The sequence below is a fragment of the Octadecabacter arcticus 238 genome, assembly GCF_000155735.2.
Lineage (GTDB): Bacteria > Pseudomonadota > Alphaproteobacteria > Rhodobacterales > Rhodobacteraceae > Octadecabacter > Octadecabacter arcticus.
Window position 1 is genome coordinate 1725730 of the sequence record NC_020908.1, and the last position, 22411, is coordinate 1748140.

The 22411-nt window shown below is 52.7% G+C and carries 18 protein-coding genes and 6 pseudogenes; 13 read left to right on the forward strand and 11 right to left on the reverse strand.

Going from position 1 to position 22411, the window contains the following annotated elements:
* Positions 1-130 precede the first annotated feature (130 nt).
* The 5 genes and pseudogenes from OA238_RS34965 to OA238_RS09020 all read left to right on the forward strand — a co-directional run.
* A pseudogene (locus tag OA238_RS34965) lies at positions 131-433 on the forward strand (DDE-type integrase/transposase/recombinase); the annotation flags it as partial.
* A 112-nt stretch (positions 434-545) separates the two neighbouring features.
* Positions 546-914: a transposase gene (locus OA238_RS09005; protein ID WP_015494727.1), complete on the forward strand. Its 369-nt coding sequence runs from the start codon at positions 546-548 to the stop codon at positions 912-914.
* Positions 911-1258: an IS66 family insertion sequence element accessory protein TnpB gene (gene tnpB / locus OA238_RS09010; RefSeq protein ID WP_015494728.1), complete on the forward strand. Its 348-nt coding sequence runs from the start codon at positions 911-913 to the stop codon at positions 1256-1258. The genes OA238_RS09005 and tnpB overlap by 4 nt, the downstream gene beginning before the upstream one ends.
* Before the next feature lie 69 nt (positions 1259-1327).
* Positions 1328-3022: an IS66 family transposase gene (gene tnpC / locus OA238_RS09015; RefSeq protein ID WP_051076440.1), complete on the forward strand. Its 1695-nt coding sequence runs from the start codon at positions 1328-1330 to the stop codon at positions 3020-3022.
* Positions 3023-3052: 30 nt separating this feature from the next.
* Positions 3053-3313, forward strand: a pseudogene (locus tag OA238_RS09020) (integrase core domain-containing protein); the annotation flags it as partial.
* Between the two features lie 170 nt (positions 3314-3483).
* On the opposite strand, the gene OA238_RS09025 reads toward OA238_RS09020, so the two are convergent.
* Positions 3484-3834 (reverse strand): cupin domain-containing protein, encoded by a 351-nt coding sequence (locus OA238_RS09025; protein ID WP_015494859.1) that lies wholly within the window; start codon positions 3832-3834, stop codon positions 3484-3486.
* A gap of 592 nt (positions 3835-4426) precedes the next feature.
* On the opposite strand from OA238_RS09025, the gene OA238_RS09030 reads away from it, so the two are divergent.
* From OA238_RS09030 to OA238_RS09045, 4 genes and pseudogenes are all read left to right on the forward strand, one after another.
* Positions 4427-5341 carry an AEC family transporter gene (locus OA238_RS09030; RefSeq protein WP_015494938.1) on the forward strand — a complete coding sequence of 305 codons (915 nt, stop codon included), beginning with the start codon at positions 4427-4429 and terminating at the stop codon, positions 5339-5341.
* A 268-nt stretch (positions 5342-5609) separates the two neighbouring features.
* Positions 5610-7478 (forward strand): molecular chaperone HtpG, encoded by a 1869-nt coding sequence (gene htpG / locus OA238_RS09035; RefSeq protein ID WP_015494939.1) that lies wholly within the window; start codon positions 5610-5612, stop codon positions 7476-7478.
* A 62-nt stretch (positions 7479-7540) separates the two neighbouring features.
* Positions 7541-8245, forward strand: a pseudogene (locus tag OA238_RS09040) (IS6 family transposase); the annotation flags it as partial.
* A gap of 323 nt (positions 8246-8568) precedes the next feature.
* On the forward strand, positions 8569-9654 hold the full coding sequence (locus OA238_RS09045; RefSeq protein ID WP_015494940.1) for a tyrosine-type recombinase/integrase: 1086 nt from the start codon (positions 8569-8571) through the stop codon (positions 9652-9654).
* A gap of 192 nt (positions 9655-9846) precedes the next feature.
* On the opposite strand, the gene OA238_RS09055 is transcribed toward OA238_RS09045, so the two are convergent.
* The 5 genes and pseudogenes from OA238_RS09055 to OA238_RS09080 form a co-directional block, all read right to left on the reverse strand.
* On the reverse strand, positions 9847-10857 hold the full coding sequence (locus tag OA238_RS09055) for an integrase core domain-containing protein (RefSeq protein WP_015494941.1): 1011 nt from the start codon (positions 10855-10857) through the stop codon (positions 9847-9849).
* Positions 10858-10947: 90 nt separating this feature from the next.
* A pseudogene (locus OA238_RS30005) lies at positions 10948-11256 on the reverse strand (transposase); the annotation flags it as partial.
* A 38-nt stretch (positions 11257-11294) separates the two neighbouring features.
* A protein-coding gene (locus OA238_RS09065) for an IS3 family transposase (RefSeq protein ID WP_085982719.1) occupies positions 11295-12787 on the reverse strand; the annotation gives its coding sequence in 2 pieces (ribosomal slippage) (positions 11295-12337 and positions 12337-12787; 1494 coding nt in all).
* Between the two features lie 56 nt (positions 12788-12843).
* Positions 12844-13431, reverse strand: a complete 588-nt coding sequence (locus tag OA238_RS09075; RefSeq protein WP_051076442.1) for an IS3 family transposase — start codon at positions 13429-13431, stop codon at positions 12844-12846.
* Positions 13428-13724: a transposase gene (locus OA238_RS09080; RefSeq protein WP_015495240.1), complete on the reverse strand. Its 297-nt coding sequence runs from the start codon at positions 13722-13724 to the stop codon at positions 13428-13430. Before OA238_RS09080 ends, OA238_RS09075 begins: the two co-directional genes overlap by 4 nt.
* Before the next feature lie 68 nt (positions 13725-13792).
* Here OA238_RS09080 and OA238_RS09085 point away from each other — a divergent pair.
* The 4 genes and pseudogenes from OA238_RS09085 to tnpC (OA238_RS09100) all read left to right on the forward strand — a co-directional run.
* Positions 13793-14914, forward strand: a pseudogene (locus OA238_RS09085) (DUF3987 domain-containing protein).
* A gap of 446 nt (positions 14915-15360) precedes the next feature.
* A complete protein-coding gene (locus OA238_RS09095) occupies positions 15361-16080 on the forward strand; it encodes a hypothetical protein (protein ID WP_015494944.1) in 720 nt (239 codons plus the stop codon).
* Between the two features lie 337 nt (positions 16081-16417).
* The gene (locus tag OA238_RS33660) at positions 16418-16639 is read left to right on the forward strand and encodes a DUF6444 domain-containing protein (RefSeq protein ID WP_015495645.1); all 222 of its coding nucleotides are present in this window, start codon (positions 16418-16420) and stop codon (positions 16637-16639) included.
* Between the two features lie 15 nt (positions 16640-16654).
* A pseudogene (tnpC, locus tag OA238_RS09100) lies at positions 16655-17833 on the forward strand (IS66 family transposase); the annotation flags it as partial.
* 60 nt (positions 17834-17893) lie between these two features.
* Here tnpC (OA238_RS09100) and OA238_RS09105 read toward each other — a convergent pair.
* The 5 genes from OA238_RS09105 to OA238_RS09130 all read right to left on the reverse strand — a co-directional run bounded on the left by OA238_RS09105 (position 17894) and on the right by OA238_RS09130 (position 22390).
* Positions 17894-18862 (reverse strand): FAD-binding domain-containing protein, encoded by a 969-nt coding sequence (locus tag OA238_RS09105; RefSeq protein ID WP_245581475.1) that lies wholly within the window; start codon positions 18860-18862, stop codon positions 17894-17896.
* A gap of 82 nt (positions 18863-18944) precedes the next feature.
* Positions 18945-20012: an IS630 family transposase gene (locus OA238_RS09110; RefSeq protein ID WP_015494038.1), complete on the reverse strand. Its 1068-nt coding sequence runs from the start codon at positions 20010-20012 to the stop codon at positions 18945-18947.
* Positions 20013-20087: 75 nt separating this feature from the next.
* A complete protein-coding gene (locus OA238_RS09115) occupies positions 20088-20624 on the reverse strand; it encodes a deoxyribodipyrimidine photo-lyase (RefSeq protein ID WP_245581476.1) in 537 nt (178 codons plus the stop codon).
* Between the two features lie 419 nt (positions 20625-21043).
* On the reverse strand, positions 21044-21547 hold the full coding sequence (locus OA238_RS09125) for a hypothetical protein (protein WP_015494946.1): 504 nt from the start codon (positions 21545-21547) through the stop codon (positions 21044-21046).
* Positions 21548-21595: 48 nt separating this feature from the next.
* On the reverse strand, positions 21596-22390 hold the full coding sequence (locus OA238_RS09130; RefSeq protein WP_245581477.1) for a tetratricopeptide repeat protein: 795 nt from the start codon (positions 22388-22390) through the stop codon (positions 21596-21598).
* Positions 22391-22411: the final 21 nt, after the last annotated feature.

Below are 22411 nucleotides of genomic sequence, written 5' to 3' on the forward strand. Positions count from 1 at the left end.
CATTGATAAGCAATTCCTCGAAACGCCATGGCACGGGTCCCGCCAGATGGCGCGCTACATGAAACGCAACAACCACAAATGCGGCCGGCATCGCATGCGCCGCCTAATGCGGCTCATGCGTTTGGTCCCGATCTATCAGGAGCCCAACACCAGCAAGAAACACCCCTGGCATAAGATCTGGCCGTATTTGCTTAGAAAAGTCATGATCGACCGCCCAAACCAAGTTTGGTGTGCTGACATTACCTACATCCCAATGCGGCGTGGCTTCCTGTATCTGGTGGCAATCATGGATTGGTACAGTCGCAAAGTCCTTGCTTGGCGGTTGTCCAACAGCATGGACGCGGACTTCTGCGTTGAAGCCCTGAAAGAGGCACGGGCAAAGCACGGCAAGCCAGAGATATTTAACACGGACCAAGGCAGCCAATTTACCAGTGGTGCTTGGATCGACGGTAAACATACAGGGAACCCCCTCTTTTTTTGGCATGATCTAAGGTGCGATTATTGCGCGAAGCTGGCGATATGGCTGGCGCGATATGAGGATTTTGATGATGAACAAGACTAGGCGTGGCCGAGGTTCCAAATACACGGATGATTTCAAGCGACAGCTTGTAGCGGAAAGCCACACTGCTGGCGTGAGTGTTCCAATGGTTGCCAAGAAGCACGGTGTGGGCACCAACCGGATTTATGCATGGCGCAGCGATGGGCGGTTTCAGCCTGACAAATCAGATATAGGCCAGTTCACCCCCGTAGAGATTGCCGATGCGGGTATGGTGGACACGCCTGCGTCATCCGGCACCAGCATCTTACCTGTCCCCCATATTGAGATCACACTTGAGAACGGTCGCAAGCTGAGCGTGAGCGACGGGGTTGATGCTGGCTTTGTGCTGGAACTGGCGCGAGGACTTGCAGCATGATCCCTGTTTTGGGGGATGCGAAGATCTGGCTTGCCGCAGGAGTTACGGATATGCGGCGCGGCTTCAACGGGCTGGCGGCGCAGACCGCGCAGGTTCTTGCAGCTGACCCTTACGCGGGGCATCTATTTTTGTTCCGTGGCCGTCGTGGCGATCAGATCAAGATGATCTGGTGGGATGGTCAGGGCGCGTGCCTGTTTACCAAACGGCTTGAACGTGGACGGTTCGTATGGCCCTCAGTCAAGGAAGGTAAAGTCAGCCTAAGCCGCGCACAGCTTGCGATGCTGATGGAAGGCATAGACTGGCGTATTCTCAAGAAGACATGGCGTCCAAGTATGGTTGGATAGCTGTATGTTTTATAGGACTTCTTGCCTTTGTGGGATTCCCATGATGCCCGAGATTTGGTATGTAATGGCATGAGTAAGACCCCTCCAAATCTGACTAATCTGCCCCCTGAAGTACAGGCATACGTTGCCGCGCAAACAGCGGAATTGTCAGAGCTGAAGCAAGCGTTTCTCGGGTCATCCCTTGGCCATGCGACGGTACAAAAACGCCTCAAGGATGAGATGGCATCAGTGGACGCCGCCCTGAGTGCCGAGCGCACCGCTCATGCGCGGGCCATCCAGAACCGAGACACCATCATCGCCGATCTGCGCCTGCAACTCCACGGTCACAACAAGCACCGCTTTGGCTCAAAGTCGGAAAGCAGTGCACAGCTGGCGCTTGAGTTGATCCTTGAAGAACTTGAGATCGAACAAGCCGTTGAGACAGATGATGAACCCTCTGACGCTGAGGCCAAGCCGCCCCGCACACCGCGCAAGCGCAAACCTTTCCCAAAGGGGCTGAAGCGTGTCCAAAAGACCATCACCCCCAGTGATGCTTGCACCGACTGTGGCGGCAGCTTCAAAGTGCTTGGAACGGATGTGATGGAGGAGTTGGAATATGTCCCGGGACATTACATCGTGAACCAAATTGGCCGCCCGCGTCTGGCCTGCACCTGTTGTGAGGCCGTTGTTCAGGCTGAGATGCCAAGCCGACCCATTCCGAAGAGCTTTGTCGGCCCCGCGCTGATGGCCCACATCCTGTGCTGTAAATACGGCTATCATCTGCCGCTGTATCGCCAGAGCCAGATGTTTGCCAACGAGGGCATTGATCTGAGTGGATCGCTCATGGCGGGATGGGTCGGCAAATGCACCAAACTGCTGGAGCGCGTCTCAGATGCAATCCGCGATCACGTCTTTGAGGCGCAGGCGATCTTCATGGATGACACAACGGTCAAGCTGCTCCAGAAGGGCAATGGCAAAGGAAAGAATAAGACCAAAACCGCGCGACTGTGGGTCTATGCCCGAAAAGAAGACACTTGGGCCAGCGGAGCTCCACCTGCGGTGTGGTACCAGTTCTCCACCAGCCATGAGGCGGAGCATCCCAGCAAGCATCTCGAAAGCTATGAAGGCTACGCCCATGCGGATGCCTATGCTGGGTATAATGACGCCTACCGCACGGGGCGGGTCAAAGAGATGGCATGCATGGCCCATGTGCGGCGTGAGTTCTTTGACCTTTATGAAAGCACAAAGCTGCCCGTGGCGGGCGAAGCCGTGCTGCGGATTAAAAAGCTCTATGATGTTGAGACACAAGCGCGGTTCCTGCCCCCTGCGGAACGCGTGGCCCTGCGTCAGGAATACGCCAAGCCGATCTTTGATGACCTGGAAGTCTGGCTTAAAGAGCAACTGGGCAAGATCTCTAGCAAGACGCCGCTGGCCAAGGCGATCAAATATGCACTGGCGCGCCTGCCAAAGGCACGGCCCTATCTTGATCACGGCTTTCTTGAGCTGGACAACAACACAGCCGAGCGCGCAGTGCGCCCTGTGGCCGTGGGACGCAAAAACTATCTCTTCATGGGATCAGAAGCAGGCGGCAAATCTGCAGCAATTGCTTATACGTTGATAGAGACCGCCAAGATGAACAAAGTGAATCCCGAAGCCTGGCTCGCATGGGTGCTGGAACGCATCCAGGACCATCAAGCAAACCGTATCAACGATCTCATGCCGTGGGCCTATCAGGACATGATCGATGCTAAAAACGCCGAGGCCAAGGCAAAAGACGCAGCTTGATCAAGGGCAGCGTTGATGCTTACGATCGACGTGCTCACGGATGCAAAGATCAAGATCAGCATGGATGGCAAAGGCGCGTGGCGTGACAATCGCATGATTGAACGCCTATGGCGGTCGCTGAAGTATGAATGCGTCTATCTGAATGCATTTGAGACAGGTTCTGAAATGCGGACTGGGATCGGCAAATGGCTGACCTATTACAACTCTGAACGCCCACATTCGACCCACGGCATATTGACCCCAGATGAGGCCTATGTCAGCAAAACAGAACCAATTAGATTGGCAGCCTAAATGAAACCCTGATCCATCTTAACAAGGCTGCAAACTGGTCGAATTACTAGGACCACCTCTCTCATCGAAAGTGCTCATGTGTCATCCTCTAAGTTTGATTGCGACGTACTTGGTCTGGCCATAGTTCAAGAGCCCAAAATGCCTGATGCGGTACCGTGTGAGGATGTCTGCTATAGCTTAAAGTCAAAGTGCTTGCGCACTGGCTCTTCAATTTTCCATGTCCCTTTGAAATCAGCTTCTACAACGAAGGCATCGCCGGCCCGAACCGTTACAGACGTTCCGCCATCTGGTGTAATTACGATGCGGCCAGAGATCATGTGGACGAATTCATAAGCTGTGTATGTTGCATGGTAGGTGCCAGGTGTTGCTTCCCACACGCCCGATAGCATGGTGCCGTCCGAGTTCGTATGTAAAGCCCAAGTACGCATTGTCGGATTTCCGTCAACGACAACCCAGCCGTCTAGGTCGTTGGTGTCTGGGGTGGTGTTAGCATTAACTGAGAGTTTGGTGATTGCATTCATTTGTGTGGCCTTTGGCGATTAAATTGCACTGGTTGGTTGAATAGAGAAATGAGGGGTTGCTTCTTATGGGTTGAAGTTTTGCACAGCTTAACCCATGCATAAATTTGCACCACCAAGAAAACAGCCCTTGGCGCCAGCACAGAGAACTCATAATTTGTTCGCATTGCAATCATCGGTGGACACAGCGGCGAAAGTCTCCTTCTCACCCTTTGTGGCAGAATAAAACGCGCAAGCTTGAAGTGTTGGGTCCTTCCGAGGCTCTTTTTACACAGGGGAAATGCGCACCCCGTTACGTGTGACAGACGGAAATTTCGTAGGGTTGTGATTTGGGTTCTTGTTGTTATTGCGCAACCTGTCCTGTGCCATTCCGTAGGCTTGTCTAATTGGCGGATGGCTTGCGCCAATACCCTGCCACCGCCCAAATGCCTTGTTCGTGGGCGCGGATCGCAGTTATGCGAAAGCGGTACTTGAGCACTATATTGATTATTGAGGGTCAGATATGGGCCAGACCGACAGTGAACGAACACGCGCATGTATTGTATCAGTCGAAACAGTCACCTAGCACTTACAAGTCCTATTGAGGTTCGCGGAAATGCTGACAATATTTTTGGCCATTGCACCGGTCTTTGCCCTGATCCTGATGGGCTACGGGTTGCGGCGTGGTGGTATCCCTTCGACTGAGTTTTGGAACCTAAATGACCGGCTGGTTTATTGGGTTCTCATGCCAGCGTTGTTCTTCGCTAAAATCTCTGTGGCTGATTTGAGCGGAGGGTTGGGAAATTACGCAGTTCTCCTCTATGCGGGTTTCTTTACTGCAATCTTTTGCGGGTGGTTGTTTGGACGCCGGGTTGCGGCTCCACAGGCCAGTTCGCTTTTGCAAGGCAGTGCGCGGTTCAATACCTTCATCGGCCTCGCAATAGCGGAGGCTGTCTTCGGAACGACGGGATTGCAGATCGCGGTGCTAGGCTCTGCACTTTTGGTGCCGGTGGTGAATGTCACGGTCGTTACCTTGATGACGCGGCAGCTAGGTGGGGGCGGCAAATCAATCTTACATGGGCTTGTGAAAAACCCACTGATCCTGAGCATCTGTGCTGGGGTGCTTTTCAACCTCGCTGGGTTAAACGCAGTCCCGGTGCTGCATGAAATGACCCGTATTCTTGGTGATGCGGCATTGCCGATGATGTTGCTCTGTGTCGGTGCTAACCTCAAACTTCGTGGGCTTACGGGGTCCATTAAGATCATCGGGTTATCGATGATTGGCAAGTTTCTGATTAACCCTGCAGCGGTTATTCTAGCCGCGTGGATCCTCGGGCCCGATCCATTAGCCTTTCAAATTGCCTTGATCTTCGCTGCTTTGCCCACTGGTGTGGCCAGTTACACGCTTGCTCGTGAAATGCGGGGAGATGCCTCCCTGATGGCGGCAATCATTACAACACAAACACTACTGAGCTTCGTTACGTTGCCGCTAACGCTGCTTATCGGGCAGGTGGTGTTGTCTTTAAATTGATCTGAGCGGTCCAAAGTGGACATTGGGGGACGGCGCAGCGAAGGTCGCGACGAGCCGATGCTGTGGAAAAGTGCCGAGTTAAGGACACGGCCTGCCTGATTGAAAAAAAAGGGCTCAACGAGACAAGCTGACAGGTGCCATTCTGGACTCATGTGATGAATCCTCGGATGGCGGCTTATGCAATAAAGTCGGTTGAACCACGGCTTTCACCGCTCTATATTTCCTAACAAATTCGACGAATTTCCGTAAAAAATGCGAGGCGTTTCCTATGACAGATACAAATGCTAAAGAGACGTTCTCCTTTCAAACGGAAGTTGGTCAACTGCTCGACATCGTCGCCGGGTCTCTGTACTCAAATCGCGAGATTTTCCTCAGAGAATTGATATCAAACGCCTCTGATGCCTGCGATAAACTTCGCTATGAGACCCTTACTAATCCGTCACTCGCTAAGAATGCCGATCAATTTGCTGTTTTGCTTGCGGCAGATGAAAAGGCTAAGACGCTCTCGGTTTCGGACAACGGTATTGGGATGAACCACGATGATCTTCTCGAAACACTCGGAACAATCGCCAGATCAGGCACCGGTGCTTTTCTTGAAGCTCTGAAGGAAGGTGAGAAAGGCGAAGTAGGACTAATCGGCCAGTTTGGCGTGGGTTTCTATTCGGCTTTCATGGTTGCTGATAGCGTTGATGTTTTGACACGCAAAGCTGGAGAAGAACAAAGCTGGTTGTGGGCTTCAGACGGCAAAGGGCAGTTTGCAATCGAGCCCGGCAACAGAACCGAGTGCGGGACGACCGTTATTTTGCACATGAAGAAAGACGCGAAAGAATTCCTCGAAGAGGCGCGCATTCGCCATATCGTTAAAACATATTCCGATCACATCAGCTTTCCGGTGCTGCTTGATGCGGAACCGCTAAATTCGGCGTCAGCCATTTGGACGCGTAACCCCAAAGAGGTTACCGACGACCAGCACACAGAATTCTACCATCATACATCCCATGCATTCGACAAGCCCTGGCTTACCTTGCACAATCGGGTTGAAGGCATGGTCAGCCACACAAGCCTGCTTTACGTCCCATCATCAGCACCATTTGATCTGTATGACGCCGAACGCAAAAGCCATGTGAAGTTGTATGTGAACCGGGTGTTTATTTCCGAGAACACCAAGGGGCTTATCCCGACATACCTGCGGTTTCTACGCGGTGTTGTTGATTCAGAGGATCTGTCGCTGAATGTGTCTCGTGAGATGCTGCAATCTGACCCTGCGCTTGCCAAAATAAAAACCGCACTCACCAAAAAGGTGATCGGGGCACTTAAGAAGAAAGCACAAAAGGCCGCAGATGAGTATTCAACATTCTGGGGGAATTTTGGAGCGGTATTCAAAGAAGGTTTGATCGAAGATCCAAGTCTACGGGACAGAATTCTTGAAGTTTGCCGCTTTTCGTCCACCCACAACGGCGAACTGACGAGCCTGTCAGATTATGTAGAACGCAGCAAAGAGGGCCAGGACGAGATTTACTACATCACTGGGGAAGATGCGAAAAAGATCGCGCAGTCCCCACATCTTGAAGGGTTCAAAGCTAAGGGCGTGGAAGTGCTACTTTTGTCAGATCATGTTGATGAGTTTTGGCTTCAACACATCACCGAATTTGAAGGTAAGAAATTCAAGTCCGTAACGCGTGGAGCAACCAATCTTGATAAAATTAGCGGTGACGAGAATGCAGACGACGATAGCGATGATGACGCAAGTTCCATGGGTCTTAATGAGCTGATAGCAGCGATCAAAATGGAACTGGGTGAGGCTGTTAAAGATGTCCGCCCATCTAAACGATTAACCGATAGCCCCGTGTGTCTTATCGCTGATGACGGAGATATGGATGTCAACCTGGAGCGATTGCTGAAGCAGCATGGACAATTACAGGACGGCATGCCGCGCATTCTTGAGTTAAACCCGGACCATCGAATGGTGAAAAAACTGGCAGAACGCGCAAAATCCGAAGGCGCTGCGTCAGATGATTTGCTGAAAGATGCTGCGCATTTGTTACTAGACCAAGCGCGGATTTCTGAAGGTGAAATTCCAGCCGATCCGGCGAGTTTTGTTCGCCGTCTCAGTGCGGTTATGGACAGCGCATTTTAGGGCACTGTCATAGCAAGATTGGTTGCGGCAGAGCGGGCAGGGCGAGCACATAGCTTTTGTGGATGATAAAACGTTCCCCCTTTCGTTACTTCAAGACGAGCCCCAAAATCATCCGTCTGGCCGTCATGATGTATTTTCGGTTTCCGCTTTCGCTCAGGAATGTCGAGGATCTTTTGCACGAACGCGGCATCGACATCAGCCATGAGACGGTTCGATTTTGGTGGAACAGATTTGGCCCGCTGTTTGCCGCTGTGATCCGCAAGAAAAGGGTCAGCCAGATGCGCGCATATTCAAATTGGCAGTGGGACTTGGACGAGGTGTTCGTGAAGATTAACGGCGAGACGCACTATCTTTGGTGGGCAGTGGATCACGAAGGGTAAGTCCTCGTATCCTTCATCACAAAGCGCTGTGATCGCAAGGCAGCCTTTAAATTCCTGAGGAAAACCATGAAACGCCATTGATCCAAACATGTCTTCGTCACCGATAAACTACGTTCCCACGGCGCAGCGATGAGGGTGATCGGCAACGCTGATCAGCAAGAAACCAGGCGTTGGCGTAATAACAGGGTGGAGAATTCACACCAGCCAGTTGGACCAAAAGAGCGGGCTATGCTTCGATTTAGGCAGATGTGAACTTTACAGAAATTTGTCGCCGTCCATGCCTCAGTTCACAACCATTTCAATGCGGAGCGCCACCTTTATAGCCGATCAAATTTCAAGCTGAACCGTGCCGCCGCTCTGACTGAGTGGCGCGGCCTCTGCGCAGCCTACGAGATTGAGGTTGCTTGTGAACTGAGACTGGTTCGCATTCTTCTGACAGCACCCTCAGGGCCGTTTGGAGACATGTTTAGCGTTTGCATGTGCAGCTCATGCGATCGCTGTCTTGACGCCCTATCACCCATGAAATAGGAAGCTTTTAGTAAGCGGGCGTTGTGTAATGGTTAAGACCCCAGTTTTCCAAACAAGAGTTCTGAGTTTCATACAGTATTACTGAGCACCTTACTGTTTCTTTTTGTTGACTTTTATTTTGCATTGGGTTGCATAGGGTAGCGCACAGTTGCGTGGCGTTACCTACAAAATGCCGACAGAATATGCCAAAGCTCACAGAGACGTTTTCTAACAAATTGCCGCATGCGAAAGCAGGGACGGACAAGTACTGGGATGCGGAGATCAAAGGGCTGGTGCTCTTTGTGGGGAAGCGCTCGAAGACCTGGTACTTTCAAAAGGACGTTGGAGGTCAAACCAAGCGGATCCTGATTGGCCGGTTTCCCATCATCTCAGCGCAAGCCGCACGGCAGACCGCTCTCGGGTTTGCTTTGGAGATGGGCAGAGGGGCAGGGAAGGCGGCTCAGATTGGCGCGCCCACCTTGGAAGCCGCAATGGAAGTGTATCTGGCACGTCCAAAGCTGCGTTCTGAGACCAACAAGGTCGGGATGCGGGCCCAGCTTACGCTTCATCTGAAAGACTGGATGCGCCTGCCCCTGGACGAGATCAGCAAGGCGATGACAGTACGCCGTCATCACGACATGGCTGGATCGCCGTCAGCCGCCAATCATGTGCTTCGCAGCTTTCGCGCCATCTATAACCATGCTCGCCGGACTGGTGATCTGCCGGAATGCCCAACGATGGCAATCGAGTGGTTTGAAGATAAGCCGGACGGGCGGATTATTGAGAACCTGAAGCACTGGTGGAAGACGATTGATGATCTGCCCAATCCAATCCATCGGGTATTCTACGAGCTGCTATTGTTTACCGGCCTTCGCAAAACTGAAGTGTTCACCTTGAAGTGGGATCAAATACACGAAGACCGGATTCATCTGCCGATGACCAAGAACGGACGCAGCTTTGATCTACCTATCCTTCAGCTTCATCATGAGATCCTGGCACCGCTGCGTCCCCTCAGCAGGGAGTGGGTGTTTCCATCGCCAAAGTCAGAGTCCGGTCACATCACAAGGCCAGAGCGGCTCAAGTACAATCCGCACATGCATCGTCGGACATTTGCGACCGTGGCGATGGAAGCTGGTGTGTTGGAGGAGATTGTAGGGCGGCTGCTAAACCACACGCCGCTATCGATCACGGGGCAAAGATATACGCGGCCGTCGTTGGATGCATTGCGTCCGTCGATGGAGATTGTATGCTTGGAATTATCCAAACGGTTAGGGGGCGAACATGACTGAATGGTCATTTGATCAGAATATCTCCGAAGACACTGCGCCGCCTGACGAGGACTTGGTGGAGTTGCGGTCTGCATTTGAGATCATTGAGGAAGTGAACTTCGTCCCGTTTTCCGGACAGTTTGCTCATAGACCCTACGCTGCCATTTTCCAAGTCATATCTTCGAAAGTGTATAGGTTCAGGTGTTTTGAGACTCACACGACTTTGGCCTGAGTGATTCGAATGTACTCCATTGGTGTCTTGCCTTTCAAGGCATGATGAGGCCTGAATGTGTTGTATTTATTGACGGCTTTTCGAAGTTCAAACCGCATCGCTCCTATGCTGTCGGCAATGAGATCACGACATGCATAGAACTCTTCGCGGAAGGTGCGGTTACCGCGCTCGACACCACCGTTGTATTTTGGCCTTGCTGGCGGCAGCACAATGAGCGGGATCTCCATCTGTTCGCACGCTGTCTCAAAATCGGCCATAAACTCAGACCCGCCATCGACTTGAATTGAGATGATCTTATAGGGAGCTATTTCCACGAGTTCTTGCAAAAACCGTTTGGCAGAGCGTGCCGTGGCATTCGAATAAACTTGCGCGTGGATATGCTTGCTACACCTCTCCCAGGCTTGAAAGTGTTTGCACGTGACGCCGTTCTTCGTGGCAGTCATATGATCGATCTGCACACGCTCGCCAACCACAATATCTTTGTAATCCCTATATTTCCATCCCTTGGCATGCCCCTTGGAAAAATTACGCTTGCGCTTTTGGGGCGCAGATCTTGATCGTGTGATCAGGCCTTTTTTCCTTAGAAAGCTCAAAATGCGCCCCACGGTGCTATCGCTCATGGTTTGCTTTTTGTCGCGACGCAAGATGGCCCCTATTTTCTCCTTACCGTAGGTTTCATTGTCGCGGCGGGCCTCAAGCACCAATTGCTTTTCTGCCTCGCCCCACTGTGACTTGTTGCAGCGTTTGGGAGCCTTTGAAGGCGGTATGATTGCCTGCGCCAAAACCTTCAAAATACGCTTGTGACGGTAATATGTCGCGCGCGAGATGCCGACGAATTCAGCGCACTTTGATAGAGAAACGCCCTCTGTACGTAAGTCGTCCCATTGCCGAACCTGACCTTCGTATTTGATACGGTACACGTCCAAACATTCTTGTGTCCGCGCCCAAGCATAAAGTTTATAAACGTTCTTGTGCAGTCCGATGATTTGCATATTGGCCTCGTGAGCTGGTTTCTTTCAATTCTCAGTCTCCGAGGTCGCCTAAATCTTGGCAACAAAATTTTGTCTCACATCTATCTGAACTTATTCAAAAGCCTGTTTTGGCGTTTTGTAGCCGACGCCTGAATGACGGCGCTGGCGGTTGTAGAAGACCTCAATGTATTCGAAGATGGCGGCCTTGGCCTCAGCGTGTGTTCTAAAGCGCCGCTGGTGAACCATCTCCTTTTTCAATGAAGCAAAGAAGCTTTCCATCGGCGCATTGTCGAGGCATTGGCCCTTGCGGCTCATGGATTGAGTGAGTTTCGCCTTTTTGATCAGCTTGCGATAGTCCCCGCCAGCATATTGGCCGCCCCTATCGGAGTGGTGTATCAATCCCGGAACCGGGCCTCTGCGGAACGTGTCAACGACTTTGAGACAGTGGCTTTTGGACTTTAGGCTTGGGTTTCTTCGGTTGGTTTTGGTGGGTTGATCCAGACGGCGGTCGGGATTTGAGGCGGTTTTGGTGGTTTGTGTACGAAGCGTTCGGGCGTGGCGAGGAATGCCGCGTCTAGTGTTGCTTGTCGCGCGGTGTAGATTTCTTGGGCCTGCCCAAAATGGATTTGGTCGGGCGTCATCAGACCAATCCCGGCGTGATGATGGTCTTGGTTATACCATGCAAAGAACCTGCGGCAGAATGCGCGAGCCTGCTCGATGGTTTCAAAGTTCTTGGGGAACTCTGGCTGATATTTCAGTGTTTTGAAGTGGGCTTCGGAGAACGGGTTGTCGTTTGAGGTGTGGGGCCGACTGTGGGACTTGAGCACACCAAGATCAACCAGCATCAGGGCTGTCGTCTTTGCCTTCATGGGCCCACCGCGATCTGCATGCAATGTCAGCTGATCGCGTGGAACCTCGTGTTTTTCCATCGCGTCGATGAACAGCTCTTTGAACTGGCTGGCGCTCTCCGCGTGCTCGACGCGCCAGCCAACAACGCGGCGGCTGAAGATGTCGAGGATGACATAGAGATAGAAGTAGGACCATTTCACCGGGCCCCTCAGCTTGGTGATGTCCCAAGACCAGACCTGATTGGGGGCTTCAGCTAGAAGTTCAGGCTTTTGATAGACGGGATGTGTGCGCTGTCGGCGGCGTTCGCCAACTTCGCCCTGCGCGGCCAATATCCGATACATCGTGCGGATTGAACACAGATAGGTGCCTTCATCCAGCAAGGTGGCAAAGACCTCTGTGGGCGTCTGATCCGCAAAGCGGGGTTCGCGCAGGTGGTGCAATACCTGGTCTCTTTCCCTTTCCGGCAGAGCCCGCGAAGACGCTGCGCGCGGTGGGCGTGTGCGTGGTGGTGCCGTCAGCGCCGCACGCTGTCGAAGAACGCTCGCGCGCGATAATGATAGCGCGGCGCAGACAGCCGAGGTCAAGCCGCTGCCGGTGGGCAATGCAATCGCGACGGCCATCATGATTTGCCGCTGCGCTCTTGCGTCTGCTCCATCTCGTCCAGAAGTCCCGCCACTTTTTTTTGGATGGCAATGATGGCTTCCGCCTGATCCAGACGGCGCCGCAAGGCTGTCACCTCACGGTTGGCCTTGGCCAGCTCAGCTTGCAATGGATTGGCAGGTGCCTTTTGTGGGCCACGGCGCATTGGCTGCAATGCACCCAATGTGCCGGCCGCCCGCGCACGGCGCCAATCGGTCAGTGCAGAGGAATAAAGCCCCTCCCGCCGTAGAATGGCGGAAACCCCGCCAGTGTCTGCCACTTGGTCCGTCTCATCCAGAATGCGCAGTTTGTATTTGGCTGTGAAGTTGCGTCGCTTCGGGATGCTCGTCAGTTCCGCTGTGGGAGCCAACGGCGCATTAACAACGCGGGGAGGCGACGTCGGGGCCAAAACGGCTCCAGATCCAGCATCTGGCGAAAGTGGTGATTGTGAAGGCATAACCATGGGTTCGTTCTCCTACGCACTCAAGTGTAAACTTTAGCCAGTCAATTGTCTCACGCTTATTGGCACGGAGGGCTGCGTCCCAGAGCCATCTCGAGGGCGGCGCAGCAAAGCTCCGCACGCATGTGATCCTCCATCGCCCAACCGACGATCTCACGCGTGGCCATGTCCTTCACGCCAGCCAGATAAAGCCAGCCTTCGTCCGTGTCGATATAGGTGATATCCGCCAGCCAAACGGCATTAGGCGTCTGGCTGTGGAATTTCTGTTCCAACAAGTTTGGGGATGGCTTCAGCTTATGATTGCTGTCCGTTGTGATTGGCTTTCTACGCTTGCGAAGAAGCGGGGACACCTTGTGTTCCTTCATTATTCTCGCAACACGGCGCTCGGAGACGACCTCACTATCCGCCAGTAAGTCTTGGTGAATACGCTTTGATCCATAACATTTCTTACTGGCCTTGAAGAAGGTTTTTATCTTGGGAAGCAACGCCTGATCCCGAGCGTCGCGATTAGCTTGACGCTGATCACGTGCAGGCTGACTGGCTGGGAACCCGTAGAACCAGCCCCGGGATATCTCTAGAAGACGGCATAATATTGAAGCCGCGTATTGAGCTTTATGGGCGGTGACGAAAGCACGCTTGTTCGTCATGGTTTCACCGCCCGCGCCGCGAAAAAAGCGGATGCTTTGTGCAAAATCTCCACTTCCTCAGCAAGCCGCTTGTTGTCTTTGCGAAGGCGGAGCAATTCAGCCGCATCCGCCTGCTGACGCCGTTTGGCTTCAACTGAGCCAAACGCCTCAATTTCCAAGCGCCACGTCTTCAGCTGCGTCCCAGTGATCCCAAGCTCCTTGGCAACGCTGCCTTGCGTCGCACCAGGCTCATATAACCGCTCAACTGCAGCTGCCTTATAATCGTCTGTATAATTGCGTCGATGTTGTCCCATTTGGTGCCCCTTTCACGGACTGGGGTAAAGTACCCCAATGTCCGGCAACAGGGACGAAGTTCAAACTGGTGGCGTTCCAAAAAGGACAGCGACGCAAACCGAAGCAAGACTTTGATGTTATTGATGGAGATTTCAAAGACCCAAACGTTGAGTTGGCTCCTGAACCACCGCTCGTGACCACTATCCTGATCAGCGATGTGACAATTGAAGGGCTACATCGCCGATTAGAGACTGGTACGCCGTCTGTTGCGGTTGTGACCGACGAAGGTGGCCAGTTTTTCGGCGGACATGGCATGAAGCCAGAAAATGCGCTCAAAACGATCGCGGGTTTCTCCAAGTTGTGGGATGGGGCCCCAATCAGCAAAAGCAGAGCATCGTCCGAAACGGTTGTCCTGTATGATAAGCGCGTGTCGCTGTATGCGATGATCCAGCCCCTCGTGGCTCAGAGGGTCATCGGCGATCCGATAATGAAGGATCAGGGGTTCCTTTCTCGGGTTCTTATCGCATATCCCGATAGTAAGATCGGGTCACGTAAAATAACGAATGATCCAGTTTATATTGCAGCAAAACGCAAAGCGCAGGCCGTGCTGCTGACTTACAATGATCGCATCAAAGAGCTCCTAAATATCGAACTGCAAGTCCTCCCTGATACTCGAGCAGATCTCAATCTTCGCCAGCTAGACCTGTCCGATTAGGCGCGCTCAAAGCTTGAAGCGTTTTATAATCGAGTGGAGCAAGCTTCAAACAAGGGTGAGGCTTTTGAATACATGACTGGGTCTGCGTCAAAGGCTACTGAAATGGCGGCTAGGATTGCTGGGGTGCAGACGCTTTATGCCAACGAGCATGCTGCGGAGATCACTGAAGAAATGATGGCGAATGGGATAACTATGATGGAATGGTATCTTTCGGAAATGTTGCGTGTCTCTGATTCAGGGCGGCCAAATGAGGAGCTTAACGCAGCCGAAGAATTACGACTTTGGGTGGTCAAAAAATGGACAGAAGAGTTCATCAATAAACGCACAATGATGAAGAGAGGCCCCGGTCACCTGCGTGACGGGAACACATTGAAAACCTGTGTTAACAAGCTCGTGGAGCACGGCTGGTTGGTTCGAGGGACTGGGGAGCAGGTGATCTCTGGGTACAATTGCAAAACATTCTGGCGTGTCGTCCGTCCGAGGGTGGGGGCATGAATGTGGCTGGTATCGTGCGCGTGAGGGCGTGCTTTGAAAACGCAGTAGAAGTGCCCCCAGTTATCGGTGCTGAAAGCCGCCATAATGCTTTGCACGGATACTCTCGGGGGTCTTTGCCGCAAATGCCGCAAATGCCGCAGCCACATGCGCCCGCACGCAGAGCTATGGCAGATGAGGACGATGCATTTGAACAGCGGGAGGCCATCATTGAATGCGAGGGAGGCTTCCAGCCAAAAGTGTGTGATGACGCTGCCGGCTCTTGGCCGACTTTCGATAAGGATTTTCACGCACAGAGCAGTTTCCCCAAAGCGGACATTTGCATCAACGTAAGCGCGACAAGGTCACATTGACGATCCAACTCAATCATTGATAAATGATGCTTCGCCCAGTTTTGGAATTTAGCCACAAAGTGCCAAACACCAGATATTGCAAAGCCTTGGACACTAATGATGCCAGTATTCAAAACCATTTCTGACGATGACCCGCTTTTGCTGACTTCGCCTATTGTGCGCGGGGTTCTGCAAACCGCCAAATATATCGATGAACACGGGGGGATCGGCTTAACCAAATCAGGTGCATTCAATCGCAAATTCGTGCATTGGGCAGCAGCAAAGTTTGATTGGCCAGGATATTCCGAAGAAGACCTATTTTCCGTCAACAAGGTTCTGAACGAATGGGACTTCCCAGCTGTTGAGGGCATTCATGTACTTTTGAAGGAATTAAAATTTGGCCGGCACTTCAAGGGCAAATTCCTACTGACCAAAGCCGGCAAAGAATTGATCGCGCACCCTGCACGCGTGATGTCACAGCTGGTCCCCATTTTCTTATTTCGTATGGATCATGGCGGACATTTACGCGAAGAAGATCAGATTCTAGGCAACTGGGACACCTTTCTGAATATCATCAACGTCGAAGCTGATCACGGCGCGAGCCTAACAAAGATCCGAGAAACACTCTACGGAGAGCCAGGCCGGGACAGCCTGTTCGATAGGATCGGCAGCGTTCTCTACGTCACAGTCCTGCGTCCGCTTTGCTGGGCCGGGCTGCTGACAGAAGAAAGCCAAAGTCGACGTTCTTCCGATAGAATGTTCCGAAAAACCGAGCTTTGGAGACGAACGCTGCGACTGGACACTGACAGAGATCTGAGACCACGCATCTTGCATTGACTTAAAATGCTCACGTCAGGATCGTCCAGAACGGCCCATTGCTGCCGTTCACGTCCACCTCAGGATGCTGCGGTGCAGCCCGTCGAACCGGACTTTCGTGCATTATGCAGCATCTTTTCTGGCTGAAACGTGGTGTGCGGAAAAAGCACACTTTCGCTGCAGGCACCCCAATGGCTGCTCTTGGGTTTTGAAGTTTTAACGTAACTCCCAAGCACCCTAGCCGATAACGGGTTTTTGTCAGTTTTGATGTGAGTCTCCTTAACCATTAGGCGCATGAATTTTCTGTTGTGGTCTGAATTTCGTGGCGCTGTGACGATTTCTCTGAATCATTGGTGGAATGGACCAAGTTACTGCTCTTGAACAACTCCTCGCCACGGCTCTGCGCAGGATCGCCGAGTTGGAAGCCGCGTTGGCGAGCATGGCGCAAGAGAATGCGGATCTGCGGCGTCAGTTGGCCAAGAACAGCAGTAATAGCAGCAAGCCGCCTTCGAGTGATGGGTTGAAGAAGCCGGTACCGCGTAGCCTGCGTGGTAAGTCCGGTAAGAAAAGTGGTGGCTAAGTTGGCCACCGAGGCGACACCCTACGTCAGACAGCAACGCCTGACTTTGTGGAGCGACATGAGGCTGAGGCCTGTGGCACCTGTCAGCATGGCTTGACGGCTGGGATGATCAAGGCGGTGGAGAGGCGTCAGGTTTATGACATACCGGTGCCGCGTCTGGAGGTCACAGAGCATCAGGCAGCGATTTATTGTTGTGGCCATTGCCGAGCCACGACGACAGCCACCTTTCCCGATGGCGTGAATGCACACGTGCAATACGGTAAGCGCATTCGGGCGGCGGCGGTCTACTGCAATGTTCAGCAGCTGATCCCCGAGGATCGGGTCTGCCAACTCCTGCGTGATTTGTTTGGTGCCACCAGCCTATGCGCGGCCAGCGTGACCAACTGGGTGAACGGCACAGCGCGTACCTTGGGTGGCGTCGTCGAACACATTCTGGCCCGGCTCAATGAAGGCGGCGTTCGGCATCTGGATGAGACCGGACTTCGTGTTGCTGGTAAGCTGCACTGGCTGCACTCAATCAGCGATCTCGCCTTCACGCATTATCGCATCAGCGCCAAGCGCGGTGCTGTTCCATCCTTCCTGACCGGCGGGACAATTGTTCATGACCACTGGAAGTCCTATTACGCCCATATGAGTGGGGTGGACGCGCACGCCCTGTGCGGGGCGCATCATTTACGGGAACTCAAGGCCATCGAAGAAATCGAAAAGGAGCCGTGGGCGTGCGCGATGAGCGTGCTGCTCAACAGCGCCAATCAGCTCAAGTGCGCGGCTCAGGGGCGAGGCGAGACCGAACTCCCCACGTCGGTTCACCACGGCATCCTCACCAAATACATGGCGATCCTCACCGAGGGCCTCGCCTTCCATGAGCGACAAGACCCACTGGCTAGACGCACTGGTGCGCGAGGCCGAAAAGCCAGGCGGCCAGGCCATAACCTTCTGGTCCGCTTGCGCGACTACCGTGATGACGTCCTAAGGTTCCTTACGGACTTCACAGTTCCCTTCACCAACAATCAGGCCGAACGGGACCTGCGCATGATGAAGTTGCGCATGAAAATCTCGGGAACTTTCCGCACCCTCGAGGGCGCGCAGGTCTTCGCTGACATCAAATCCGTCATCTCGACGGTCAGAAAACACGGGGGCAATATCCTCGAAACACTCACCCTATCACCACAACAGATCATCGCTCGGCTCTAACGTCGCAAGGGCAACACAGAACCCGATATCCGATGGGGTCCTTGGGAGTTACGTTTTAACTTAAAACAATGATAATTGGGTATTATCATTTAATTTGATCGTCTTCCCGCGTTTTGAAGCAGATTTTCGACTTCCTAGTTTGAGGAAAATGGCGTTTGCCGCGACCCCAAAGTCCTGGTTTTTCCGTATGGCAGAGATCTGTTGTTTTGCAGCCTTCGCAGAAACAGCTTGATCAACAAGTGGGGCAGGATAGTCCTGCCCAAGCGTAAAATCACGATCGTCGATCAGTGTCTTTTCCCATTTCCAGGGTTCATGAATGAACTCATCCGGAACGCTCTTGAGCTCAGGCACCCACTTTCGAATGAAAGTGCCTTTTGGATCATGCTCCATCGATTGTTTGATCGGATTATAAACGCGCATCGTGTTGATACCTGTTACACCTGATTGCATTTGCAGCTGGCTATAATGAATCCCGGGCTCATAATCTGTGAACAGCCGTGCCAGATGTTCGCCCGTAACGCGCCAATCGAGCCATAGTTGATAGCTGGCGAAGCTTACCAGCATTGCTCTCATGCGGAAGGTGATCCAGCCTTCTGCAGTCAGGTTGCGCATACAGGCATCAACGAAAGGGTACCCAGTTTGACCGCTCGCCCATGCTTGAAAATGTAGATCATTGTGTTCGCCTACACGTAGCCCTTCGAATGCAGGGTGCATGCAGTGCGTTTCTATTTCAGGTTGATCTTCGATTTTTTGAATAAAGTGACAGCGCCATGCCAAGCGAGAGCCAAAAGCCGTAAGATTGCGCCCAAAGCTTTTGTTTTCGTCAGGCGATAACTGGGCACGGCGTTTCACGATAGATTGCGCCACCTCACGCACAGATAAGGTGCCCCATGCAAGGTGAGCGGAGAGGCGAGAGCAGTGGAACTCAGATGAATCAGGTGCTGAGATATGGTACAGATATTGGCGAGATCGGTGATTTAAAAAACTGCGCAGATCAGCAACCGCTTGTTTTCGACCGCCCTTTTGCACCTTGCCAATAGGTACATTGCCAAAGATCGGGTCATTTTTATCAGGTATACTCCCGCGCCTGAATTGACCTGAGGTTTTCCCCTCAAATCACTTTGTATTCCTTGAGTGATATGACGCGGAAGTTGTCGGTGACGGTGTCGCGGAACTCTGGCCATTTTTCTGGCAGGGTCTTGCGGAAGAAGTCGAAAATGGCCTCTGTGAATTGGTTGAACGTTGCATAGTGCCGATTGTGGGTGACCCATTTGTGCATAACACCCCAAAGACGCTCGATCGGGTTGAGGTGCGGGGCATATGCTGGCAAGAAATGCAACTTCACCCGACGTTCTGGGCTGTCCAGCCATGGCTGTAGTATCTTGGCATGATGATAGCGGGCATTGTCGACAAAGACGTGGATGGCCGTCTTGGTTTGGTTGTTGCGTTCCAACTTTTCCAGCATCTGTCGGGTTGTCTGGGCATTGATCTTCTCGCCTTCCACAAAGGTGACCTGGAAAGTCTCAAGGTCAAGCGCGCCCTGAATGTTGAGCCGCTTGCGCCCTGATGTCGCCTTCAGGGCCGTCTTTTGTCCCTTGGGGAACCAACCATGGGCGGGGCGGCTCTGGTGTTCGGGGTGGACAGCGTCCGAAAAGACAACCATCTCATCTGCGGCCAACCCGTTCATCAGGGCCTCATATTTGGCAATAAACGCAGCCTGCTTGGCTTCATCGGCCTGTGCAGGCAGTAATTGTGGTTTCTTATACGCGAACCCCAGGCGGCGCATCAGCTTGGCGGCTCCCGACGTGCTGTAGTTTTGGTCGCACTCGGCTAGAACATAGGCACAGACCTCATCGGCATTGCGGGCAGGCTGCGCGGTGAAATGGGCTCTCACCGCCTGCTCTTGCACGACGGACAAATGACCCTGACGCTGGCTGTAGTCCTTCAGACCGAAAAACGATAGTCCCGCACCGGCAAAGGCAAATCGCCACTCCGTCAAAACTGTCGGGCCAATATCCAAAATCCGGCAAACCGTTCCGGCGTCTTCTCCTGCGTCCAAAAGAAGAAACGCGCGCGCCCGTTTCCAAACAAGGGCGTCAACTTTGCGGCGGCGGCAAAGCGCTTCAAGTGCTATGCGCTGCTCGTCGGATAAGGAGACTGTTTTGTATTGCTTGCTCATAAACTCAAAATACAGACTGAACCGCCTTTGGCCATGCGACGAAGTGAATCGCAGGCCCAAAATCGTCAGGTCAATTCAGGCGCAGGAGTATAGGGTATCTGAACTGCACGGCGGAAATGAATTTAGCGTATTTGGTTTTGGCAGTATCTTTTTAGCCATGCGTGCGTTTCGGATTTTGGACCAGTCATCTCGACTGCGCAGCCGCCGGACAACCCCGTTAGTGGGTGCTTCATGCAGTGCAATGCGGTGGTTCTGGCACAGTTTCTGAACGGCTATATCTCTGTGATATGTCCATAGGTTTCCTGTTTCTTCGTGTGCATACACGTGGCTTACATCGTGATCTAAATGAAGTTTTTTAATCACGTCACAAGAGTCGCCAACCTTTACAACAAGGTGTTGACCCAACTCAGCCAAACCACTGTCTAAATCACAAAGGCAATCGTGGATAAAATGCCAATGGCGACGAGATGCGAAGGGTTGATGCCAATATTCAGGCTCAACAATGTAAAGCGGTATGATGGGTGCGTTTGTCCGCGACGCGGCAAGCAACGGGGCGTGGTCATTGATCCGCAGATCTCGTTTAAACCAAACAATGCGGGGCGCCTGTGTCATGTGGAGTTTATTTCTTTTTATGTTTGAAGACGCTCTTAGTCGCGTTTGGCGTCGTAAGTTTGGCTTTTGGTCCAGCAGAGAAGCGCGATCTGTGAGGCCACTCTTTTACATCGCTTATTTTCCACGCCAATTGAGCGATCTCCTATTGAGATCGTATAGGTCGACACGATTGGCGATGATGTCTTCGCACAACTGCACCGCACGGACGGCTTGGTCGTGGGAAAGGCTTTTGTAGGCTGGCCTAGACAGGTGCGCGAACCAAGGCCCATCGCAAACAATATCAAGAATAATACGCTGAAAACAATGATCGTTGCGTACAGGCCATTTCACCGCCGGGTCACGCGCCATTTGAGGCATAACCTCTTTCGTCAGGACCATATAGCGGCTTACGAGGTCAGCCGTGCGGGACGGGATAGACGTCATCGCAGGTGCATGCCTATCGTTTGACCCAATATTTGCGGGATATTTTTTCTGACTTTAAAAAAGCCAGCGGTCGCATACGGCCATATCGCATCATCCCACGCGCGACGCTGTTCACATAGTGTTATGCCGCGCTCCTCAAGTTGATGTTCGGCTAAATTCAACCAGTCGCGCAAAGCTCCGAGGGTCACAAAAGGTGTCAAAATCTGCTTTGCGCCAGCCTGTGCCGTCCAGTCAGCCAGAACTGACGGCTCGGTCGCCTTGAGATGCGTCACATCTAAATTCAATCGCAACGCTGCATCAGCTAATGCACCAGCCTCAAAGGCATAAACACGCTCGGACACAGGACGCGGTGATCGCAAGTGACTGCATGACAATGTAGCCGCGCCGCACAAACCAAAGGCAGCCAGATCAAAGTTCTCGATCTGGCAATCTTCGTCTGTGATCAAAAGCACGGTTGGCAGGTCAGGCTGCGCCTCATGGACTTTGCGCAACGGCTGCACTGATGGGAGGCCACTCGCCTCCCTGCAGGCGTGAGCGGCACCCACGCCTTAACCGCAATCCTGATAGTCTGACGCAATGCAGCGCCGCGCGAGTGCCTGTGCTTCGGCGATCTGTTCGCGAGTCATGCTTTCTTCAACCACACCACGGCCAGCTGAACCGATAGCGGACCCGTTTGCACTACTGATGTTGGTCCACATGTATGCGATAACATAGTCCTTAATCACAGCCTTGCCTAAGTAGTAAGCCAAGCCAAGGCTGTGTTGCGCATGTGCATGACCCTGTCCAGAAGCCAGACGGTACCAGTCCAAGGCCTCGATATAATCCTTACTCACACCAAAGCCGAAGTCGTAAGCGAAGCCGAGTTTGTGTTGCGCATCGGCATGACCCTGCTCTGCAGCCAGACGGAACCAGTTCGCGGCCTCAGCATAATCCTTACTCACACCAAAGCCGGTGGAGTACATTCCAAGGCTGTATTGCGCTCGGGCATCCCCCTGCTCTGCCAGCAGACGCCACACCTGCTGGGCCGTTGCGCCATCTCCCGCATCAAATGCTTCCATTCCCTTGTGAAAATCCAGCGCCATGGCGGGGACAGCGACTGCCGTACAAAGCAAAAATGCCGTGGTTCTAAGTAGCTTAATCATGGTTCGTCTAGCCTCATGTTCGTAAGGTGTTTTCAAAGGCACCGAACTTCTTTGTAAGTACTTGGGCATGTTCCAAGACGAAAACCAAGGCCTAACCAGCATGTTGATCTGGCGGGTTGAATCCGCGGACCCCAAAGCGTGGGGCAATTGCGGTTTTGGGATAATCTGACGTATTTCCTCGATACCTGTACCGTCGAACATTCTTCAACTCAAACTTCAGCT